General features: G+C 61.1%; 11 protein-coding genes, 2 tRNA genes and 4 pseudogenes. 11 read left to right on the forward strand and 6 right to left on the reverse strand.

Going from position 1 to position 21,181, the window contains the following annotated elements; genetic code table 11:
- Positions 1-144: 144 nt before the first annotated feature.
- Both B0G76_RS09955 and B0G76_RS09960 read right to left on the reverse strand, forming a co-directional pair.
- Positions 145-597, reverse strand: coding sequence for a MarR family winged helix-turn-helix transcriptional regulator (locus B0G76_RS09955; RefSeq protein ID WP_120291732.1), 453 nt, complete (start codon positions 595-597; stop codon positions 145-147).
- A gap of 64 nt (positions 598-661) precedes the next feature.
- Positions 662-1,807, reverse strand: coding sequence for a glycerate kinase (locus tag B0G76_RS09960; RefSeq protein ID WP_120291734.1), 1,146 nt, complete (start codon positions 1,805-1,807; stop codon positions 662-664).
- Positions 1,808-2,380: 573 nt separating this feature from the next.
- Between B0G76_RS09960 and tig the strand changes: the two genes are divergently transcribed.
- From tig to B0G76_RS10010, 10 genes and pseudogenes are all read left to right on the forward strand, one after another.
- A complete protein-coding gene (gene tig, locus B0G76_RS09965) occupies positions 2,381-3,727 on the forward strand; it encodes a trigger factor (protein ID WP_120291736.1) in 1,347 nt (448 codons plus the stop codon).
- Between the two features lie 206 nt (positions 3,728-3,933).
- Positions 3,934-4,587 (forward strand): ATP-dependent Clp endopeptidase proteolytic subunit ClpP, encoded by a 654-nt coding sequence (gene clpP, locus B0G76_RS09970; protein WP_007182010.1) that lies wholly within the window; start codon positions 3,934-3,936, stop codon positions 4,585-4,587.
- Between the two features lie 182 nt (positions 4,588-4,769).
- Positions 4,770-6,041: an ATP-dependent Clp protease ATP-binding subunit ClpX gene (clpX, locus tag B0G76_RS09975; RefSeq protein ID WP_120291738.1), complete on the forward strand. Its 1,272-nt coding sequence runs from the start codon at positions 4,770-4,772 to the stop codon at positions 6,039-6,041.
- A gap of 202 nt (positions 6,042-6,243) precedes the next feature.
- Positions 6,244-8,671 (forward strand): annotated as a pseudogene (gene lon / locus B0G76_RS09980) (endopeptidase La).
- 1,066 nt (positions 8,672-9,737) lie between these two features.
- A complete protein-coding gene (gene ltrA, locus B0G76_RS09985; protein ID WP_120291681.1) occupies positions 9,738-11,042 on the forward strand; it encodes a group II intron reverse transcriptase/maturase in 1,305 nt (434 codons plus the stop codon).
- A 142-nt stretch (positions 11,043-11,184) separates the two neighbouring features.
- The gene (gene ltrA, locus B0G76_RS09990) at positions 11,185-12,552 is read left to right on the forward strand and encodes a group II intron reverse transcriptase/maturase (protein ID WP_120291740.1); all 1,368 of its coding nucleotides are present in this window, start codon (positions 11,185-11,187) and stop codon (positions 12,550-12,552) included.
- A 366-nt stretch (positions 12,553-12,918) separates the two neighbouring features.
- Positions 12,919-13,191: an HU family DNA-binding protein gene (locus tag B0G76_RS09995; RefSeq protein ID WP_007585907.1), complete on the forward strand. Its 273-nt coding sequence runs from the start codon at positions 12,919-12,921 to the stop codon at positions 13,189-13,191.
- 65 nt (positions 13,192-13,256) lie between these two features.
- Positions 13,257-13,332, forward strand: a tRNA-Val gene (locus B0G76_RS10000).
- A gap of 42 nt (positions 13,333-13,374) precedes the next feature.
- Positions 13,375-13,451 (forward strand) — tRNA-Asp (locus B0G76_RS10005).
- Positions 13,452-13,537: 86 nt separating this feature from the next.
- Positions 13,538-15,476 (forward strand): annotated as a pseudogene (locus tag B0G76_RS10010) (SurA N-terminal domain-containing protein).
- Positions 15,477-15,625: 149 nt separating this feature from the next.
- On the opposite strand, the pseudogene B0G76_RS10015 reads toward B0G76_RS10010, so the two are convergent.
- Positions 15,626-15,968 (reverse strand): annotated as a pseudogene (locus B0G76_RS10015) (hypothetical protein).
- Between the two features lie 118 nt (positions 15,969-16,086).
- Positions 16,087-16,792, reverse strand: a pseudogene (locus tag B0G76_RS10020) (arylesterase).
- On the opposite strand from B0G76_RS10020, the gene B0G76_RS10025 reads away from it, so the two are divergent.
- Positions 16,791-17,477, forward strand: a complete 687-nt coding sequence (locus B0G76_RS10025; RefSeq protein ID WP_120291742.1) for an ABC transporter ATP-binding protein — start codon at positions 16,791-16,793, stop codon at positions 17,475-17,477. The pseudogene B0G76_RS10020 and the gene B0G76_RS10025 overlap by 2 nt on opposite strands.
- An 85-nt stretch (positions 17,478-17,562) precedes the next feature.
- On the opposite strand, the gene pgi is transcribed toward B0G76_RS10025, so the two are convergent.
- Entirely contained in the window at positions 17,563-19,185 is a 1,623-nt protein-coding gene (gene pgi, locus B0G76_RS10030; RefSeq protein ID WP_120291744.1) for a glucose-6-phosphate isomerase, read from the reverse strand.
- 308 nt (positions 19,186-19,493) lie between these two features.
- Positions 19,494-21,119, reverse strand: a complete 1,626-nt coding sequence (locus B0G76_RS10035; protein WP_120291746.1) for an NAD(P)H-hydrate dehydratase — start codon at positions 21,117-21,119, stop codon at positions 19,494-19,496.
- Positions 21,120-21,181: the final 62 nt, after the last annotated feature.

A 21,181-nucleotide genomic window follows, 5' to 3' on the forward strand; every position in this document is an offset into this window, starting at 1 on the left:
GAGGGACTGCACGGCGGAGCCGGATTGCGAAGCGAGGAACCGCGATGCGCGGAGAAATCGCGTAACGTTAATATGAATCGCGCAACGTCAAAACGTCACACAGCGCTGTAAGTCGGCTCGCCGCTAGCGATGGCGCGCCGTTGCTTATTCCTCTCGCTCCGACATCGTGTTGATGATCTTGTCGAGCGCGTGACCGAATGCGAGCTTTTCCTCATCCTCGAGACAGTCGAACAGATCTCCGTTCCACTTGCGCGCGATCGGCATCACTTTGCGATAAAGCGCGCGACCCTCAGGGGTCAACGACACCAGCACGACGCGGCCGTCTTCAGCGCTCGGCTCGCGCTTCACGAGCCCTTGCTTGATCAACGCCTCAGCTGCGCGGCTCGCCTGACTCTTGTCGAGGTTGGCGTGCCGCGCCAGTTCCATGATCGAAAACGGTCCGAACGAGCCCACCGACGCAATCACCCGCGCTTCAGGCAAGGTCACGCCAAGTTTGTCCTGATAGCGTTCGCTGATGCCACGCTCGGCGAGTTTGTTCAGAACATGCAGACGGTACGTCAGGAACTGTTCGAGTCCGGTTTTGGCGGAGGCCTTCATGGTCGTCCCGTGATGAGTGGCGCGGTCGTGGCGCTGTGATTGTTGCCGCAACCGCCCCCACCGGTCAACGCGCGCCGTATTTCAGGCGTGTCAACTGTTCGGCCGCGTCGGCAAGCAAACGTGCCGCGTCGCGAATCGCAACCTCGAGAGTGATCGGCCCGGGCGCTGGCGAGAAGCAGCCGCTGAAATATTCGGCGAGGCGCGGTAGCGCTGCGGAGTCGACCGCGCCGGAGAGCAGCGTGGCCGGCACACCCGCTGCCTGCGCATGACGGCAAGCGATGAACGGCGCCTTGCCGTGCAGCGTTTGCACGTCCGAGCGGCCTTCGCCGGTAATCAGCCAGTTCGCGCCTTGAAGCGCCGCGTCGAGACCAATCTGCCGCGCGACGGTTTCCGCACCCGGCTCGAACTGTGCGCCCAGCATGTGCAGCGCGAAGCCGAGACCGCCGGCCGCACCCGCGCCGGGTTGGTCGCGTGCCGTGCGTCCCAGCGCTGCTTCGAGCAGGTCTGCAAAGCGGGCGAGGGCGGCGTCGATCGGGGCGACCTGTTCCGGCTTCACCCCCTTTTGCGGTCCGAACACGGCGGTTGCGCCATGCTCGCCGGTCAGTGGATTGTCCACATCCGACATGCCGACGAACTGCGTCTCCGCGAGGCGGGCGTCCAGTTGCGACACGTCGAGGCGCGCCACGCGGGCGAGTTGTTCGGGCGTGGCGTCGAGTTCCTTGCCTTGTGCGTCGAAAAGTTTCAGGCCGAGACCGGCCAGCAAGCCGGCGCCGCCGTCGTTCGTGCTGCTGCCGCCAAGCGCAACGAAAAAGCGCCGCACGCCCGCATCGAGCAGAACGCCAATCGCTTCGCCCATGCCGCGCGTGCTGCGCGCCTCAACCGGCACGCCCATCCCGACCGGATCGGTAATGCCGACGATTTCCGCTGTTTCGATAATCGCGCTGCCATCCGCAAGCAGGCCCGTCAGTGCCTCGCGCACCGGGCCGGCCGCGCCGCGCACGCTCAGCTTGCGGCGCTCGCCGCCGCTCGTGAGCATGGCGTCGAGCGTGCCTTCGCCGCCGTCGGCCATCGGGCAGATGCGCACGGTGGCATCCGGCCGCGCGCGCTGAATGCCGGACGCAATCGCCTGCGCGACCTGTTCCGCGCTAAGCGAACCTTTGAAGGAATCGGGAGCAATGACGACGACAGGCGAGGACGGCAAATTCGGCATGGTGTCTCTGAATGGTTGGAGTCGTTGCGAGGGCGGGTGAAATGAACAGATGCAGGCGCAGCCCCGAGCGCGCCCATTAGCTTATCAGCATGGGCGTGCCGACTGAATATGTCGAATGGCATAGCCGGGATTGTCCGCGGGAAGGCGAGCGGGAATCGGGCGTGGCAAGCGCGGCGCTTTTGGCCATGCGGCGCGTTTTCGCAGAAGTTGCACCGATGAAAGGGACCGTTCAACCGCGGCAAGCAGGCTGGAAGCTGTCAGGAGATGGGCGCAATGCAAGTACGAAACAGTCACCGGGCGAGCCGCAAAGCGGTAAAAAACTGCGCGGAAAGCGGCCTGAACCCCGATAAAAACGCGCGCAATCATCGAATCCCGGCTAAGCGTGCAAATAGTTTGCTAAAATATTCGGCTCTTTGGACCCAACCGTGCTGCCGGCGCCCTGCAAGCCCGCGGCGCAGGCACGCAATCGATGCTAAACGGCGCGAACGCAACATAGGCGACATCGCGCGGCATCGAAAAGCGGCACGGAGAAGATAACTGATTCGCTCGAATAATTTTAGGACGATTGAAGCCATGGCTAACGTTGTTGAGAACCTCGGCAAGCTCGAACGCCGCGTAACGATTTCCCTGCCGAAGGACACTGTGCAGAAGGAAGTGGATTCGCGTATCCGTCAACTCGCGAAGAATGTGCGCATGCCGGGTTTCCGCCCGGGCAAGGTGCCGCTCAAGATGGTGACGCAACAGTATTCGGGCCAGGTGGAAGCCGAAGTGCTGAGCGACAAGGTCGGCAAGGAATTTTTCGACATCAGCCGCACCGAAAACCTGCGTGTTGCCGGTCAGCCGAGCTTCGCGCCGAAGGCCGACGCTACTGAAGGCGACTACGCGTTCGACGCGACCTTCGAGGTGTATCCGGAAGTGAAGCTGGGCGACGTCGCCGCAGCTGAAATCGAACGCACCACGACCACCATCAGCGAAGCGGAAATCGACCGTACGCTGGACATCCTGCGCAAACAGCGCGTGCACTTCCACGCTCGCGGCGAATCCGGCGAGCACGGCGACGGCGGCGCGGACACGGCGGCTAAAGACGGCGATCGCGTGACGGTCGACTTCGTGGGCAAGATCGAGGGTGAAGTGTTCCAAGGCGGCAGCGCTGAAGACTTCGCATTCGTCCTGGGCGAAGGCCGCATGCTGCCGGAATTCGAAAAGGCGGCGCTCGGCCTGAAGGTCGGCGAGGCGAAGGAATTCGACCTGGCTTTCCCGGCTGACTATCACGGCAAGGACGTCGCAGGCAAGACCGCGCAATTCACGATCACGATGAAGAAGATCGAGTGGCCGCACCTGCCGGAAATCGACGCTGAATTCGCGAAGTCGCTCGGTATCGAAGACGGCGATCTGGTCAAGATGCGCGCTGAGATCAAAGACAATCTCGAACGCGAAGCGAAGCGCCGCACGCAAGCTATCGTCAAAAACCAGGTCATGGACGCGCTCCTGAAGATCTCGGAACTCGACGTGCCGAACGCGCTGATCGCACAAGATCAGGAACGTCTGGTCGGCATGGCTCGTCAGGACCTCGAGCAACGTGGCGTGCCGAACGCGGCTGACGCACCGATCCCGGCTGAAATGTTCAAGGAACAGGCTGAGCGTCGCGTGAAGCTGGGCCTCGTGCTGGCCGAACTGGTCAAGGTCAATGAGCTGCAAGCCAAGCCGGAGCAGATTCGTGCCGAAGTCGACGAATTCGCGAAAAGCTACGAAGACCCGAAGGAAGTCGTCCGCTGGTATTATTCCAATCAGCAACGTCTTGCAGAAATGGAAGCGTACGTCGTTGAAGCCAACGTCGTCGATTTCGTCCTCAGCAAGGCCAAGGTGACGGACAAGGAAGTAAGCTTCGAAGAACTGGCAAGCGCAACGGCGCAAGCATAAGCGTCGCTGCAACGGCGTGCCGGCTGTCGGAGCGACGGCTCGCACGCCGTTTTTTTGTGCTGTGAAAGTACGTTGCGTTTTGCATGGCGCGTTTTACACAGCGCCGCACACGGCGTTCGCACTGATCGCGCACTTGAATACGGGGTCGTCGACCACACCTGTCTAGCATCTAATATTTAGAATATTTCCAGACAAGGATCCATTGCATGACCTTTCGCGCCCAAATGCTGGACACGTTGACCTCCCAGTCGTCGCGGGATCTCGAAGCGCAGGCGCTCGGACTGGTGCCGATCGTCGTGGAAACGAGCGGCCGCGGCGAGCGCTCGTATGACATCTATTCGCGTCTGCTGAAGGAACGCATCGTGTTTCTGGTCGGCGAAGTGAACGACCAGACGGCCAACCTCGTCGTCGCGCAAATGTTGTTCCTTGAAAGCGAAAATCCGGACAAGGACATCAGCTTCTACATCAACAGCCCGGGCGGTTCGGTTTCGGCCGGGATGGCGATCTACGATACGATGCAGTTCATCAAGCCGGACGTGTCGACACTGTGCATGGGCCTCGCCGCCAGCATGGGCGCATTCCTGCTGGCGGCCGGCGCAAAGGGCAAGCGTTTTGCGCTGCCGAATTCACGCGTGATGATTCACCAGCCGCTGGGCGGCGCGCGCGGCCAGGCGTCGGACATCGAAATTCAGGCGCGCGAAATCCTGTACCTGAAGGAACGGCTGAATCATCTGCTCGCGCATCACACCGGCCAACCCGTCGAGCGTATCGCACGCGACACCGACCGGGACAATTTCATGTCCGGCGATGACGCGCAAGCCTACGGTCTGGTTGACCAGGTGGCGCACAAGCGTCCTTGAACTGGTGGGGCCTTGCCCCAAAAGGGGTGAGGCCGTCATCGGATCGATTGTGAAATAATCAAGACTCGTCCGAGCGCCTGCGGCAAACGCCGTCACCTTGGCTCAAGCCCTGCCGCGCCCAAACTGCGTGGCCAGGGCAAACGGCGTATCATGTAATCGAGTGTCCGGAGGCTCACACATCTATGGCGGACAAGAAAAGTTCTAACAGCGAAAAGCTGTTGTATTGCTCGTTCTGCGGCAAGAGCCAGCATGAAGTCAAAAAGCTGATTGCAGGCCCGTCGGTGTTCATCTGTGATGAATGTATTGACCTGTGCAACGAAATCATCCGTGACGAGGCTGCAGGCGCGGGCATTGAAGCGGGCTTGTCCAAGTCCGATCTGCCGAGCCCGCAGGAAATCCGTGAAATCCTCGACCAGTACGTGATCGGTCAGGAGCGCGCGAAGAAGATTCTCGCGGTTGCGGTGTACAACCACTACAAGCGTCTCAAGCACCTCGACAAGAAAGACGAGATCGAGCTGTCCAAGAGCAACATTCTGCTGATCGGCCCGACCGGTTCCGGCAAGACCTTGCTCGCGCAGACGCTTGCGCGCCTTCTGAACGTCCCGTTCGTCATTGCCGATGCAACGACGCTGACGGAAGCCGGCTATGTCGGCGAAGACGTCGAGAACATCATCCAGAAGCTGCTGCAAAACTGCAATTACGAAGTCGACAAGGCCCAGCGCGGCATTGTCTACATCGACGAAATCGACAAGATCAGCCGCAAGTCCGACAACCCTTCTATTACCCGTGACGTGTCGGGCGAAGGCGTCCAACAGGCCTTGTTGAAGCTGGTTGAGGGCACGATGGCATCGGTTCCGCCGCAGGGTGGCCGTAAGCATCCGAATCAGGACTTCATCCAGGTCGACACCACCAACATTCTGTTCATTTGCGGTGGCGCATTCGACGGCCTCGAGAAGGTCATCGTCGACCGTACCGAGAAGACTGGTATCGGCTTCGGCGCAAGCGTGAAGAGCAAGCAGGACCGCGACGCCGGCGAAGTGCTGCGCGAAGTGGAGCCGGAAGATCTGATCAAGTTCGGTCTGATTCCTGAGCTGATCGGCCGTCTGCCGGTGGTGGCTACGCTCGGCAAGCTCGATGAAGTGGCCTTGATGAAGATCCTCGTCGAACCGAAGAACGCCTTGGTGAAGCAATACCACAAGCTGTTCAACATGGAACGCGTCGAGCTCGAAATTCGCCCGGCTGCATTGCAGGCTGTTGCGCGTAAGGCGATCCGTCGCAAGACGGGTGCCCGGGGTCTGCGTTCGATCCTCGAACAGGCGTTGCTTGATGTGATGTATGACCTGCCGCAAATGAAAGGCGTTAGCAAGGTCATCATCGACGACAACGTGATTGACGGCGACGGCAAGCCGCTGCTGATCTACGAAGACGCGCCCAAAGTGGCGGGTTCGAACTGATCGGCTTTCGGGTACTGCAAAAAAAGCCGTTCATGGCGACGTGAACGGCTTTTTTCGTTTATCGTGTGGTCAGGATGGTTGTTTTAACTATGGAGTCACTGAACCTTCGGAGTCACTGAACTTTTCCCACACGCGGAGGCTTGCAATCTTTTCTGCTGGCCTCACCTATCGAACGAACTGATTCCACTCATGGGGAAATGAAATGTCAGGAACCCAACTCCTTCCGCCGGAACGCATTACGCTCCCGCTGCTCCCGCTGCGTGACGTAGTCGTCTTCCCGCACATGGTGATTCCGCTCTTCGTAGGCCGCCCGAAGTCGATCAAGGCTCTCGAAGCAGCGATGGAAGGCGGCAAGCACATCATGCTCGTCGCCCAAAAAACGGCTGCGAAAGATGAGCCGACCGAAAAGGACATGTACGAAGTAGGGTGTATCGCCAACATCCTGCAAATGCTGAAGCTGCCCGACGGCACCGTTAAGGTGCTCGTCGAAGGCTTGCAGCGCGCGAAAACGCTTTCCATCGAAGAACAGGAAACGCAGTTTTCGTGCGAAGTCATGCCGCTCGAACCCGACCACGCCGACAGCGCTGAAACTGAAGCGCTGCGCCGCGCGATCGTGTCGCAGTTCGACCAGTATGTGAAGCTGAACAAGAAGATCCCGCCGGAAATCCTGACGTCGCTGTCGGGTATCGACGAAGCAGGGCGTCTGGCCGATACGATCGCGGCGCATCTGCCGCTCAAGCTCGACCAGAAGCAGCACATCCTTGAGATGTTCCCGGTGATCGAGCGCCTCGAACATCTGCTCGCGCAACTCGAAGCTGAGATCGACATCCTGCAGGTTGAGAAGCGCATCCGCGGGCGTGTAAAGCGCCAGATGGAGAAGAGCCAGCGCGAGTACTACCTGAACGAACAGGTCAAGGCGATCCAGAAGGAACTGGGCGAGGGCGAAGAAGGTGCGGATCTCGAGGAACTCGAGAAGCGCATCACCGCCGCGCGCATGCCGAAGGAAGCCAAGAAGAAGGCCGACTCCGAGTTGAAGAAGCTCAAGCTGATGTCGCCGATGTCGGCTGAAGCAACGGTCGTGCGCAACTACATCGATACGCTGATCGGCTTGCCGTGGCGCAAGAAGAGCAAGGTCAACAACGACCTCTCGAATGCGGAACGCGTGCTCGACGAAGACCACTTTGGTCTCGAGAAAGTGAAGGAACGCATTCTCGAGTATCTCGCGGTCCAGCAACGTGTCGACAAGGTGAAAGCGCCGATTCTGTGCCTCGTTGGGCCTCCGGGTGTCGGTAAGACGTCGCTGGGTCAGTCGATCGCTCGCGCGACGAACCGCAAGTTCGTGCGTATGGCGCTCGGCGGCGTGCGCGACGAAGCCGAGATTCGCGGCCACCGTCGTACGTACATCGGTTCGATGCCCGGCAAGATTCTGCAAAGCCTGACCAAGGTCGGCGTGCGCAATCCGCTCTTCCTGCTCGACGAAGTCGACAAGATGGGCCAGGATTTCCGCGGCGATCCGTCGTCGGCTCTGCTGGAAGTGCTTGATCCGGAACAGAACCATACGTTCGCCGATCACTACGTCGAAGTCGACTTCGATCTGTCGGACGTGATGTTCGTGGCAACGTCGAACTCGCTGAACATTCCGCCGCCGCTGCTCGACCGGATGGAAGTGATCCGTCTCTCGGGTTACACGGAAGACGAGAAGGTCAGCATCGCGCAACGTTATCTTTTGCCCAAGCAGAAGAAGAACAACGGCCTCAAGGATGGCGAGGTCGATGTGACGGAAACCGCGATCCGCGACATCATTCGTTACTACACGCGTGAAGGCGGGCGTCCGTTCGCTCGAGCGTGAAATTTCGAAGATCTGCCGCAAGGTCGTGAAGATGCTTCTGCTGAAGAAGGCGGAAGGCGCGGTGACGGTCGACGGCAGCAATATCGACACCTTCCTCGGCGTGCGCAAGTACGACTTCGGTCTGGCCGCCAAGGAAAATCAGGTTGGCCAGGTCACGGGTCTTGCGTGGACGGAAGTGGGCGGCGATCTGCTGACCATCGAAGCCGCGGTGATGCCGGGCAAGGGCAATGTGATCCGCACGGGTTCGCTCGGCGACGTGATGAAGGAATCCGTCGAAGCTGCGCGCTCGGTGGTCCGTTCACGTTCACGGCGTCTGGGTGTCAAGGACGAAGCGTTCGAGAAGCAGGACATTCACATTCACGTGCCGGAAGGCGCGACGCCGAAGGACGGTCCGTCCGCCGGTATCGCGATGACCACCGCGCTGGTGTCGGTGTTGACCGGTATTCCGGTTCGCGCCAATGTCGCGATGACGGGCGAAATCACGTTGCGTGGTGAAGTCCTGCCGATCGGCGGCCTGAAGGAAAAACTGCTGGCAGCGCATCGCGGTGGTATCAAGCTGGTGCTGATCCCGGAGGAAAACGTCAAGGACTTGACGGAAATTCCGGACAATGTGAAGAACGCGATCGAAATCGTGCCGGTCCGGTGGATCGACAAGGTGCTCGAGCTGGCGCTCGAACGTGTGCCACAGGCATTGCCGGAAGAAGAGCCGAAGCCGGCTGCGCCTGTCGCAGCAGCTGAGCCTGGCAAGGACGCCGGTGCGACGGAAGTCGTGAAGCACTAACGTGAAGCACTAAGCTAGTCAGCGGCGAAAGCTGCCTGCTGTATAGAAACCCGCGGCCCCGGTCGCGGGTTTTTTATTGTGCGCCGAGCATGCGCAACAGCTTGGGGGTGTGAGTCCCCTGTCCAACCTGATGGTGGTGAAGGACTAGCGAAACGCAAGGGCGTCGTCGTGAGGCGGGGTCTGAAGGAAGCGTGTAGCAAAGCCATGACCTGACGAACAGAAACCAGATGCGAGGCCTACCTGGCCGGACGAGCAAGCAATTGATTGCGAAGTCCATAGCCATCAAGGGCTGGGGTGGTAGATCTGGCAGGTGTGTGGGGAAGGCGGTTGCGCTTACCTCGGGAGGCCTGCACGGCGTCCTGAAATGAGGACTGAGCGGCTCGCAAGGGCCGTTGACCACCGTGCAGGAGTCAGCAGAGGGCATATTGTGCGCTGGGCAGCGCGTTGTTCCGGAGGGTTGAAGTCCCTCTGGCGCCCGGATGAGGGGCGCCATATCCGAAAGCGGGGGTAATGCCTCGCTGGCCGGAGAGAGGTGGGAAGGTATGGAGACGTCTAACCGGGCACGAAGGCGAAAGCCGGAAACGGACAAGGCGGACCTGAAGCCATCATCTCGCAGTACTCCGGAGGGCAGGGTGTCCGCCGCGAGGCGGAATCCGAAGGGCATGAGGAGAAGTACCGGGCCGTAGTCGATGGGGGCTGCCCCGATGACGAACCGGTCGGCCAAAGGTGGGGTAAGGTCGAGCCTGCACTATGGAGGCGAAGGCGTTCTCATTCACCCACCGCACCAAGGTGTTTGCGGACGGCACGGTACGGAAGAACAGCGTGTGACCCCAGGAGAACTGGCACAGTCCGCGGGTGGCACCGCGGGAAGTGAGCCTATAAGCGAGGAGCGAAGTGGCGAGCGGTGCTGTGTCAGTAGTCGGACGGCTGAGTAGTACCTGAAGCGTGGCTAAAACCACGTGACCGAGCGATCGGCGACAGAAGTGGGTCGGGGAAGGCAGCCGGCGAAGATGATTGGGAAGAACCCGGACGGCAGTGAGTAAGGACACGGAGGAGGATCAGTTCCATGAGCGAAATACCCGTACATCCGCGCCCGAGGAGACTGTCTGACTGGATCAACCCGATGGAAGCAAGGAAGGTCCACTCATTAATTGACAAGGTTTATCAACGGAAGAATCTGGAAGTCGCCTGGGAGCGAGTCCGGGCCAACCGGGGTAGTGGCGGTGTCGATGGAATCAGCGTGGCAGACTTTGCCGAACAGGCGGACCAGCATCTGGACCGTCTGCAGGCAGAACTGCGTGCGCGGACCTATCAGCCGCAACCGGTCCGGCGGGTCTCGATCCCGAAAGTCGGCAAACCGGGGGAGTTCCGCAATCTCGGCATACCGTCGATTTACGATCGCGTATGTCAGCAGGCGCTGCTCAACCGTCTGGAGCCGATCTTCGAGCCGGTATTCGACGAGGCCAACTTCGGGTATCGGCGAGGGCGATCGACACACGACGCTTTGCGCAAGATCTGGAGGGAGATCGAGGGCGGCAGGGAATGGATTGTTGATGCTGATCTGAAGGACTTCTTTGGATCAGTTGACCATGACAAACTTCTGTCGCTCATTGCCCAGCGCATCGCTGACGGTCGGGTACTAAGCCTGATCAAGGCGATGCTTAAAGCCGGTAGTTTCGGCAAGGGTCGTCTCTTTCCGAGCGAGCGTGGAACGCCGCAAGGTGGGGTAGCTTCACCGCTGCTCAGCAATATCCTCGTGACGCCGTTTGATCGGGAGATGCGGCTTAAGGGCTACCAGCTTACCCGTTACGCGGATGACTGGGTGATCACCTGTTCATCCCAGGCAGAAGCGCGCGCAGCCATCGCGGCGGCGACGAAGATTCTGAGCGCACTGGGTGTGCAACTCCATCCGCAGAAGACGCGGATCGTGCATGTCCGGTTTGGATTCGAGTTTCTCGGCTACAAGATCAAGCGTGGGCGGCAGTTATCGCTGCCCACGGCCAAAATCCGCAGTGGCGCCCGATCGGGTGCGCTGTACGCGTACCCCCGGGAGAAATCGGTCCAGCGTTTCATGGATCAGGTGCGTCGTCTTACAAAGAGATGTGTGCCGCTTCGAACGCGGGAGCTGATTGGACGGCTCAATCCCATCCTGCGGGGCTGGGGGCACTACTACAAGCGCTCCCACGTCCGGCGAATCTTCAACCGGCTCAACCGATGGATCGTGCGGCGTATCTGGTCGCATCGATTCAAGCGCTGGCGCAATATGGGCTGGAAGGTCTTGCCCGAGGCGCGGCTCTATGGCGAGTTCGGGTTGGTCAACCTTGTGCAACTGATACCTTCAATTGCGTCCCAGCATGCTGCATCTTCGTGAAAGCTGCATGCCGGAAAACGGCACGTGCAGTTTGAGCGGCGGACGGAGGCCAGCGCGTCAGCGCGCCTCCTCCGACCCAACAGGGCGGCGACGCCTGAAGGCCCGAACGGAAAGGAGCGGCGAGTAAGCCGGAGAACTCGACATGGGAGCGCAGCAGAAAACGCATCGCGTCCTCGACAGCGGAGGCAGGGGTGAAGCTCCGATGGCTGCTGATCGAGGGGCTGAACCTATGGCGGCGAACCCCGAGTCTGAAAGCCCGTCGGCATATGACCGACTGATGGAAGAAGTCTGCGAAAGGGGGAACCTGAAGCAGGCGTTGAAGCGTGTGAAAGCTAACAAGGGCGCACCGGGCGTGGACGGGATGACCGTTCAGGCATTACCGGCGTACCTGCGGGAGCATTGGCCGTCGATACGGGCCACGCTGCTGAACGGCACATACCAGCCTCAACCTGTGAGACGGGTCGAGATACCCAAGCCGGATGGCGGTGACGTGCGCAAGCTCGGCATCCCTTCTGCGCTTGACCGATTCGTCCAGCAGGCGGTCTTGCAGGTGTTGCAAAGGCAGTGGGACCCGACGTTCTCGGACTCCAGCTACGGTTTCCGTCCGGGACGCTCGGCGCATCAGGCAGTGGCGCAGGCGCAAAGCTACATCCAGTCGGGGTATCGATGGGTTGTAGATTTGGATCTGGAGAAATTCTTCGATCGCGTGAGCCACGACATCTTGATGAGTCGGGTGGCAAAACGGGTTAGTGACAGACGCGTTCTGAAGCTGATTCGCTCCTTCCTGACGGCGGGCGTGATGGAGCACGGGCTGGTTGGTGCGACGGACGAGGGCACCCCCCAGGGTGGTCCCCTGTCGCCGTTGTTATCCAATCTGATGCTCGACGATCTTGACCGGGAGCTTGAGCGACGCGGGCTGCGTTTCGTGAGGTACGCCGACGATTGTAACGTCTATGTACGCAGCGAACGCGCGGGCCAGCGGGTGATGGCGGGGCTGAAAGCCTTCCTCACCGGCAAGCTGAAGCTGAAGGTCAATGAAGCGAAGAGCGCCGTCGCACGGCCACACACGCGGACGTTTCTGGGCTTCACCTTCTCGGGGCGGGAGCAGATCAAACGGCGCATTGCGCCCAAGGCACTGGCTCGCTTCAAGGATCGGGTCCGGGAACTGACTCAACGCACGCGCGGGGTCAGCGTCGACCAGATGATCGGCGCGCTGAAACGTTATCTGGCAGGGTGGCGGGGCTACTTCGGTTTCTGCGAAACGCCCAGCGTTCTGCAACGCCTGGATGAATGGATACGCCGCCGCATCCGCTGCTTCTTCTGGAAGCAGTGGAAACGGGGCCGCACAAGATTCCGGGAGCTGACAGTACGCGGCGTCAGCCGAAACCTTGCTGCCCAGACGGTCGGTTCGCCACACGATGCGTGGCGGCTGAGTTGCAGTCCCGCGCTGGGCATCGCCTTGTCAAACCGTTACCTTCGCTCGCTGGGGCTTCCATCACTAAGGCCATAGTCGATTAACCGATCCGAACCGCCGTGTACGGACCCGTACGCACGGTGGTGTGGGAGGGGTCGGGCCGCGAGGCCTGCCCCTATCCCGATTCCAGCGAGATATCGAAAGACGCGTCTGGAACGCATGCAATCCCACTTTTTGAGCAAAGTTGGTTCTCAGTTGTCGACTGGTTGTGTGTGCATCGATTTGCTGCAATATCTGGTGACGAGACGCCCCCATCCAGAACTTCTGAATCAGGCTCAACCCCGCTTGACACAAGGGTTTCGGCCAATTCTAATGAGTCGGCTCGGCGTTCGCCGCCAGCCGCGTGATGCCAGGTGCTACAGAGCACCGTCACGATTGCCATAAACATTCTCGGGGGTTGGAATGAATAAAACGGAATTGATCGATCACATTGCACAGCAAGCCGATATTTCGAAGGCCGCGGCAGGCCGTGCACTGGATGCGGTGATCGGCGGGGTCAAAGGTACGTTGAAGAAAGGCGGTTCGGTGACTTTGGTCGGTTTCGGCACGTTTGCCGTGGGCAAGCGCACCGCGCGCACGGGACGCAATCCGCGCACCGGCGCGGCCATCAAGATCAAGGCAGCGAAGGTCCCTAAATTTAGGCCTGGCAAAGCTCTGAAGGATGCGCTAAACTAATGGGCTTGCTGCTTGAGGAATTGCAAATCAGGCAGCAAAAGCGGGAGCACACTGAATCGCGAAACGGGTGCTTAGCTCAGTTGGTAGAGCGGCGCCCTTACAAGGCGTAGGTCGGGAGTTCGAGCCTCTCAGCACCCACCAGTTTCAGATTCGATTACGTGTTTCAGCGCTGTTGAAGTATTAGGAGTGGTAGTTCAGTCGGTTAGAATACCGGCCTGTCACGCCGGGGGTCGCGGGTTCGAGTCCCGTCCACTCCGCCAGTATCCACGAAAGGCGAACTCCGGTTCGCCTTTTTTATTGCCCGCTGTTGTAAGATCGGGCGTTTTGCTTTGGGCACTCCTCACGCATGCTCGATTTTTTTCGCAATCACAAACGCCTGATGATGTTCATGCTCATCCTCGTCATTGTGCCGGGGTTGGGTTTTGTGGGTATTCAAGGCTTCCGCGGCTTCTTTGACGAAAGTGCAAACGTCGCCAGCGTCAACGGTCACAAGATCACGCGCACAGAGTATGACGGCGCCATGCGTCAACAACTCGACCGCGCCCGTCAGATGCTCGGTGCGCAGTTCGACATGAAGTCGTTCGATACCCCTGAGCGCCGTCGCGAAATGCTCGACGGTCTGATCGAGCAGCGTGTGCTGGCCGACGAAACACAGCGTCTGCATCTAACCGCATCAGACGACGCCGTGCGCCGCGTGCTGCTGAACGATCCGGTGATCTCGTCGCTGAAGAATCCTGACGGTTCGATCGACGTCGACCGTTACAAGCAGTTGCTCGCGATGCAGGGCATGACGCCGGATCAGTACGACGAACGCGTGCGCTACGGCCTCGCCACGCAGCAGTTGCCTGGCAGCATTCAAGGCAGCGCCTTCACGTCGAAGACCCTTGCGCAGCATTTGACCGAACTCGCCGAACAGCAGCGCGAAGTGCAGGGTATCGCGTTCCATCCGCGTGACTACGCCGCGAAGGTGCAGCCCACGGACGCGCAACTGCAGGCGTACTATGACGCGCATCGCAACGACTTCGCCACGCCGGCCACGGCAACGATCCAGTACCTGGTGTTGTCGCCGGCAACGCTGTCTGCAACCGTGCAGCCGAGCGACGCCGACCTGAAAAAGTACTACGACGACAACATTGCGCATTACCGCACGGACGGTCAGGTGCGCGCGAGCCACATTCTGATCTCCGCACCGAAAGATGCCAGCGCGGCTGACAAGGCCAAGGCGAAGCAGAAAGCCGAAGAGCTGCTCGCACAGATCAAGGCGCATCCGGACCAGTTCGCGCAGATCGCTGCGCAGAACTCGCAGGATCCGGGTTCGGCGTCGAAGGGCGGCGACCTGGGGTACTTCGGGCGCGGCATGATCGCCGGCGGCCAGGCGTTCGACGACGCTGTGTTCGGCCTCAAGAAAGACGAAGTAAGCGGCATCGTGCAGACTGACTTCGGCTATCACATCGTCAAGGTGACGGACGTGAAGCCGGCGGTCACCAAGCCGTTCGACGAAGTGAAAGATCAGATCGCAAAAGACCTGAAGACGCAGTTGGCAGGAAAGGCATTCAGCGATAACTCGGAAGGCTTCACGTCGATCGTCTACGAGAAGGCGAAGAGCCTGCAACCTGCCGCCGACAAGTACAAGCTGCAACTGCAAACGGCCACGATAACGCCGCAACCGGATCCGAAGCTGCCGCCTGACAGCCCGCTGAACAATGCGAAATTCCTGGCTGCTGTTTTCGCGAACGACGCAGTGGCCGCGCGCAACAACACGCAAGCGATCGACGTCGGCGGTAACACGCTGATCGCAGCGCGCGTGACCGACTACAAGGCTGCAGCCGTGCCGGCACTCGACGCTGTCAAGGACGCAGTACGTCAGAAGGTGATCGCGGTTCAGTCGGACGAGGCCGCGCACAAGGATGGCATCGCGAAGCTGGCTGAGTTCGACAAGTCGAAGGCCACGACGGGTTTTTTCGTCGCCGCTGAAGGTTTCGCGTAACGACGCGCAAGGCGTGCCGCCGGCTGCATTGAGTGCAATCTACAAAGCGGACGCACAAAAATTACCTGCCTACGTCGGTGTGGACCTCGGTGACGACGGCTATGCGATCTATCGCGTGAACGCGGTTGTTGCGGGTGCTCCGATCGATCCGCAGCGTTTGGCTGCCGCGCAACAGCAGATTGCGCAAGTTGACGCTCAGTCCGAAACAGAGGTGTACGTCGAGGCATTGCGCGCCCGTTCGAAGGTGAAGTTCTATGGCTCGCTCGACAGCAGCAATGCCCAGGCGAACGGCGAATAAGTCTCAGCTCCTACCTCAGCGCGTAAGCAACTAAAGCGCGCAGGCACAAAAAGCCCCACAATTGCGGGGCTTTTTTATTTGCCGCGTGCACGCTCTCGTCAACTGGTTTGCTTGAGATCGAGGGCGCGGCTTGTTATGCCGTCAGCTGCCTAGAGGCAAGCGCTGATCGAACTGGTGGCGTCGCTACCCCGCGGCGCCATGGGCGCGGAATCCGACCCACGAACCCGGGCCGGTGTAGGAGGGCCGCACAACGGCCGCTGCGCCGTCGGGCGGCTGCTGACCCGGCACATAGACATCCATCGCCTGATCGTTAGCCATGACGTCTTGCGACACGACTTGCTGTTGCGAGCTATCGGCCCATTTTTGGGCGATACACGTAGCGACGGCCTTCGGCGGCTGCTGGCTTTGGCCAACGGATTGGACGCCGGCAGGCGGTTGAGCGGCGCATGCAGAAAATGCCACGGTCAAAGCGATTAACGGTAAATATTTCACGTTATCTCCTCAGAAGTCGCTCAGAATCGAGCCAGGTTACGCGGGATGACGAAAGTGTCCGATGGACTTTGCTGATCCGCGTTCCCCATTTACTGGAAACAAGTTGTTAGCGAGCTTTTCAGTGCGGCGAACTTGTACGAAGGAGTGGCTTAACAGCCGGCCACACGTTGTTGAGTAGCACTGGCTGTGCCTGCTGCGTGGGATGGATCTGATCAGCCTGAAACATGTCCGGTTTGTCGGCGATGCCGGCCAGCAAAAAGGGCACCAGCGGCACGCGCAGTTGCTTCGAAAGTTCGCCGTACAGGCCGTGGGAACTTTTGCGTGTAGTCGGGGCCGTAGTTGGGTGGTACATACATGCCGATCAGTACGACCTTCGCGTGGCCCTGTTGGGCCTGCTCGATGATCGTACGCAGGTTGTCCTCGGTGGTTGAGAGCGGCACGCCGCGCAAAGCATCGTTGGCGCCGAGCTCGACGATTACGATACTTGGCTTGAGCCGCTGCAGGAGCGCCGGCAAGCGAGCCCGGCCACCGCTCGTGGTGTCGCCGCTAATGCTTGCGTTGGCGACGCTATAATCGATTCGCTCATCGGTGAGGCGCTGGCGCATCAAGGCAACCCAGCCAGTGTCGCGGGGCAAGCCGTATTCGGCGGAGATGCTGTCGCCAAGCACGACGATCACCGGCCTGGCCTGGTCTGGCGCATTCGCCGCATGGGCCGGGAAGGGCAGCGAAAACAGGGTTGCGGCCAGCACGGCCGAACCGAATGCCGTAGTCAGCGCCAGCGCGCGAGGCGCCGCGGCGCGCACTTTCAACCTACGCTTCACCATGCTAAACAAAACTGATCCAGTCATTGAAGTGCGGGGTTTGTGCAAGAAGGTTAAGGATGCAACGGGTGAACTGACGATTCTCGAGGACATCGATCTTGCTATCGACGCCGGCAGCAGTGTGGCGATCGTCGGTGCATCCGGGTCGGGCAAGTCTACGCTGCTCGGCTTGCTTGCAGGATTGGACAGCGCAAGTTCGGGCTCGGTTCGGCTGCTCGGCCGCGAACTCACCGAACTGAACGAAGACGAGCGCGCCGCGTTGCGCAGCGGCTCAGTCGGTTTCGTGTTCCAGTCGTTTCAACTGATGCCGCATTTGACGGCGCTCGAAAACGTCACCTTGCCGCTCGAACTGCAAGGCGGCATCGGCACGCGCGAGGCTGCGGCGCGCGCGCGCGGATTGCTGGAGCAGGTGGGACTCGCCAAGCGCACCGGGCACTATCCGAAGCTGTTGTCGGGCGGCGAACAGCAGCGGGTTGCGCTTGCGCGCGCCTTTGTTACGCATCCGGCGATCCTGTTCGCCGACGAGCCGACCGGCAGTCTCGATGCAGCCACCGGTCACGCGGTGATCGATCTGATGTTCGAGATGAATCGCGCGAACGGCGCCACGTTGATACTCGTTACGCACGACGTCGAATTGGCGCGTCGCTGTGATACCACGGTGACGATCGAAGCAGGACGTCTTGCCTGATCAGACCGATAGAAATCGATAACCACCGCTACAAATGAAAAGCGGGCCGCCAAGGCCCGCTTTTCATTTCAACTTCTCCAGCGCTTTATCGATTCAAGGCAGCGCGCGCTCGCGCGATCAGCGCCGATGTCGACGAGTCATGCTTCTTCTCATCGACGCTTGCCGACGTCAGATCCGCCTCGACCACCTTGCCAAGGATCTTGCCCAACTCGACACCCCATTGATCGAACGGATTGATGTCCCATACCGATGCCTGCACCAGCACCTTGTGCTCGTACAGCGCGATCAATGCGCCGAGCGAACGCGCGGTGAGCGCGTCGACGAGCAGCGTCGAGGTCGGACGGTTGCCCGGAAACACCAGGTGCGGTGCCAGTTCCGGCTTGTCCGCACCGGCAACCTTCTTCGCTTCTTCGAGCGTGCGGCCCAGCATCAACGCTTCGCTTTGCGCGAAGCAGTTCGCGAGCAGCTTCGGATGATGACTGACGAGCGGGTGCTCGGGCGTCAGCACGGCGATGAAGTCGATCGGCACGATCGTCGGACCCTGGTGCAGCATCTGAAAAAAGGCATGCTGACCATTGGTGCCCGGTTCGCCCCAAGTCACGGCGGCAGTCGGATAGTCGACCATTGCGCCATCCAGACGCGCCGACTTGCCGTTGCTCTCCATCTCGAGCTGTTGCAGGTACGACGGCAGGAAATGAAGCGCTTCCGAATACGGCGCGACCAGATAGCTTTGCGAGCCGAAGAAGTTGCGATACCAGATGCCGATCATGCCGAGCAGCACCGGCAGATTTTTCTCGAGCGGTGCGTCACGGAAATGTTGATCCATCTCGTTGGCGCCGGCCAGCAGTTCGCCGAACTGTTGCGGGCCGATCGCGATCATGATCGAGAGACCCACCGCCGACCACAGCGAATAACGCCCGCCAACCCAATCCCACATCTCGAACACATTCTCTTTCGCGATACCGAACTTGACCACCTCGGCCGGGTTCGCCGACACACCGACGAAGTGTTTCGCCAGTGCGCTTTCCGGGCAGCCTTTCTCGACGAACCAGTCGCGCAGCGAGCGCGCGTTGGTCATCGTTTCGAGCGTGGTGAAAGTCTTGGAGACGATGATCGCAAGCGTCTCTTCCGGATCGACCATCTGCATCACGTTGTACAGATCCGCGCCGTCCACATTCGACACGAAGTGCGTAGTGATTTCGGGCGTGGCCAGATGATGCAGGGCGTGCACGACCATCTTCGGCCCGAGGTCCGAGCCGCCGATGCCGATGTTCACGACATAGCGGATCCGCTTGCCCGTATAGCCGGTCCATTCGCCGCTGCGGACCTTGTCGGCGAAGGCTGTCATTTTGGCGCGCTCGGCCAGGATCTGCGCATGGAACGGCGCTTTGGGATCCACGGCGCGTAGCGCGGTGTGCAGCGCGGCGCGACCTTCGGTCGGGTTGACGACTTCGCCCGCGAACATCGCGTCGCGGCGTTTCTCGACGCCGGCTTCGCGGGCGAGTTGCACCAGCAGTTTCAGGGTTTCGTCGGTGATGCGGTTCTTCGAGAAATCGGCCGCGAGACCGCCGCCCGCGAACGCAAAGCGCTCAGCACGGGTAGGGGCGGGATCGTTCTCGGGGACGAACCAGTCGCGCATGTGCGCATCGTGAATCTTCTCGTAATGCGTCTGCAGCGAGGACCAGGAGGGGAGCGAGTTCTGCGTCATAGCGTCCGTCTAACGAAGGGGCACGAAGAATGGCACGCGCGTGAAGCGCTGCCGAGGATGATGCAAGGATGCTGTTCGCACGATGCCGCGCGGCCGGGGTCGCGGTGGGTTGCCGCGAACCTTCGGGAGCCTGCCTTGCGATCGAACCGGCTCGCTGAAGTTTCGCTGCAACCCGGGATGACCTGACGCGCGGCGCGGTCAATCAGTATAACGGCGTTGCGTGACAGGTGACAGGTGACAGGTGACAGCGGGTGACGGCGAGGCGCTAGCGGTTGAAGCGTCCCAGACACTCTGTGGGATCGATGGGCTCACTCGGCCGCAGCGGGATAGAACATGCGGTTTAGCAAGGTCCGCACCATCGGGGCGAGTTCGCCCGCCGTCAATCCCGCCGGGCCGTGGCCTTGGGCGCTCAGCGTGTCGGCGGCGAGGCCGTGCAGGTAGACGCCCGCGAGCGCGGCTTCGTAGCGCGGCAGATGCTGGGCAAGAAACGCGCCGATGATGCCGCCGAGCACGTCGCCCGTGCCGCCGGTCGCGAGTGCGGCATTGCCGGTCGGATTGATCGCGACGCGGCCATCCGGCGCGGCGATGACCGTGCCCGTGCCTTTCAGCACAACCACGGCGGCAAAGCGCGCAGCCAGTGCGCGCGCCGCGGCGAGGCGGTCGCGTTGCACACCCTGGGCGCCGGTGCCGAGCAGGCGCGCGGCTTCGAGCGGGTGCGGCGTCAGCACGCACGGGTCGCCTTGCACGCCGCGCGCGGTGACTTCGGCCGCGAGCGATGGGTCGGTCGACATCAGATTGAGCGCGTCGGCGTCGAACAGCTTGGGGACGTCGAGCGGCAGCACGTCGTGCATGGCACGCGTGGCGCGATCGCGCAGACCCATGCCGCAACCGATCGCGAGCGCGTCCATCTTGTCGAGCGGCAGAGCGTCGATGGCGTGCAGCATCAGTTCGGGGTGCGGCGGATCGTAGGGCGGGGCGCCGTCGCCGAGGAAAGCGACGTGCACTTTACCCGCGCCAGTGTAGAGCGCTGCGCGCGAGGCGAGGATCGGCGCGCCGCACATGCCGGTGTCGCCGCCGACCACGGCGAGGCTGCCGAAGGTGCCCTTGTTGGTGGCGAAGTCGCGCGGCGGCAGGAAGGCGGCGAACAGTTCCGGCGCGTTGAGTTGCACTGCAGTGCGGGCAGTGCTGTCGATGCCGATCGGCGCCACGATCACCGTGCCGGCGAGATCGCGTCCCTGAGCGGTGAAGAGCCCGGGTTTCGCGCCGATGAAGGTGATCGTGTGGGTGGCGTGAACCGCTGTTCCGTCGTTCTGGTTTTCGCTTCGTCCCGCGCCTGGGTCCCGCCTCTCGCCGACCACCGTGCCGGTATCGCCGTCGAGACCGCTTGGCGTGTCGAGCGCCAGCACGCCGCCCCGTTTGGACTTCGCTTTCGTGCGTTGCGAGAGTTGCCGGGCGATGGTGGCAAAGATGCCTTCCAACGGGCGGGTCAGGCCGATGCCGAACATACCGTCGACCAGCCATGTGTAGCTTTCCAGCGAGGCGGGCGGCGCCGTGGTGATGGTCACGCCCGCCGCGCGAGCCGTGTCGAGCGCCCAGCGGGCGTCGTCAGGTTTGACTTCAAGCGGCATGCACAGCTCGACGGCGACGCCGGCCAGGTGCAGCTCCGCGGCCATGACCAACGCATCGCCACCGTTGTTGCCCGGGCCTGCTACGACCCATACCCTATGTTTCGATTTTCCGGTCGAGGTATCGCGGGTGATCAGTTCTTGCAGGTAGCTCGCGGCGGCTTTGCCGGCACGGGACATCAGCGTGTGCTGAGGCAGGGCCGCCGCGGCCTGGGTTTCAAGAATCCGCAGGTCGGTTAGCGTGAGCAGTGGCAGTGCCCGGTTGCGCGGGCTGATTAACGTGGGGAGCGTGGATTCGGGCACTGTCATGGGGTGGCTTGGCGTTCACCTTGGGCAAGGCGAGAAAGCTTTGGGAGCCACTATGGTAGTGC

Source organism: Paraburkholderia sp. BL23I1N1, from assembly GCF_003610295.1.
Lineage (GTDB): Bacteria > Pseudomonadota > Gammaproteobacteria > Burkholderiales > Burkholderiaceae > Paraburkholderia.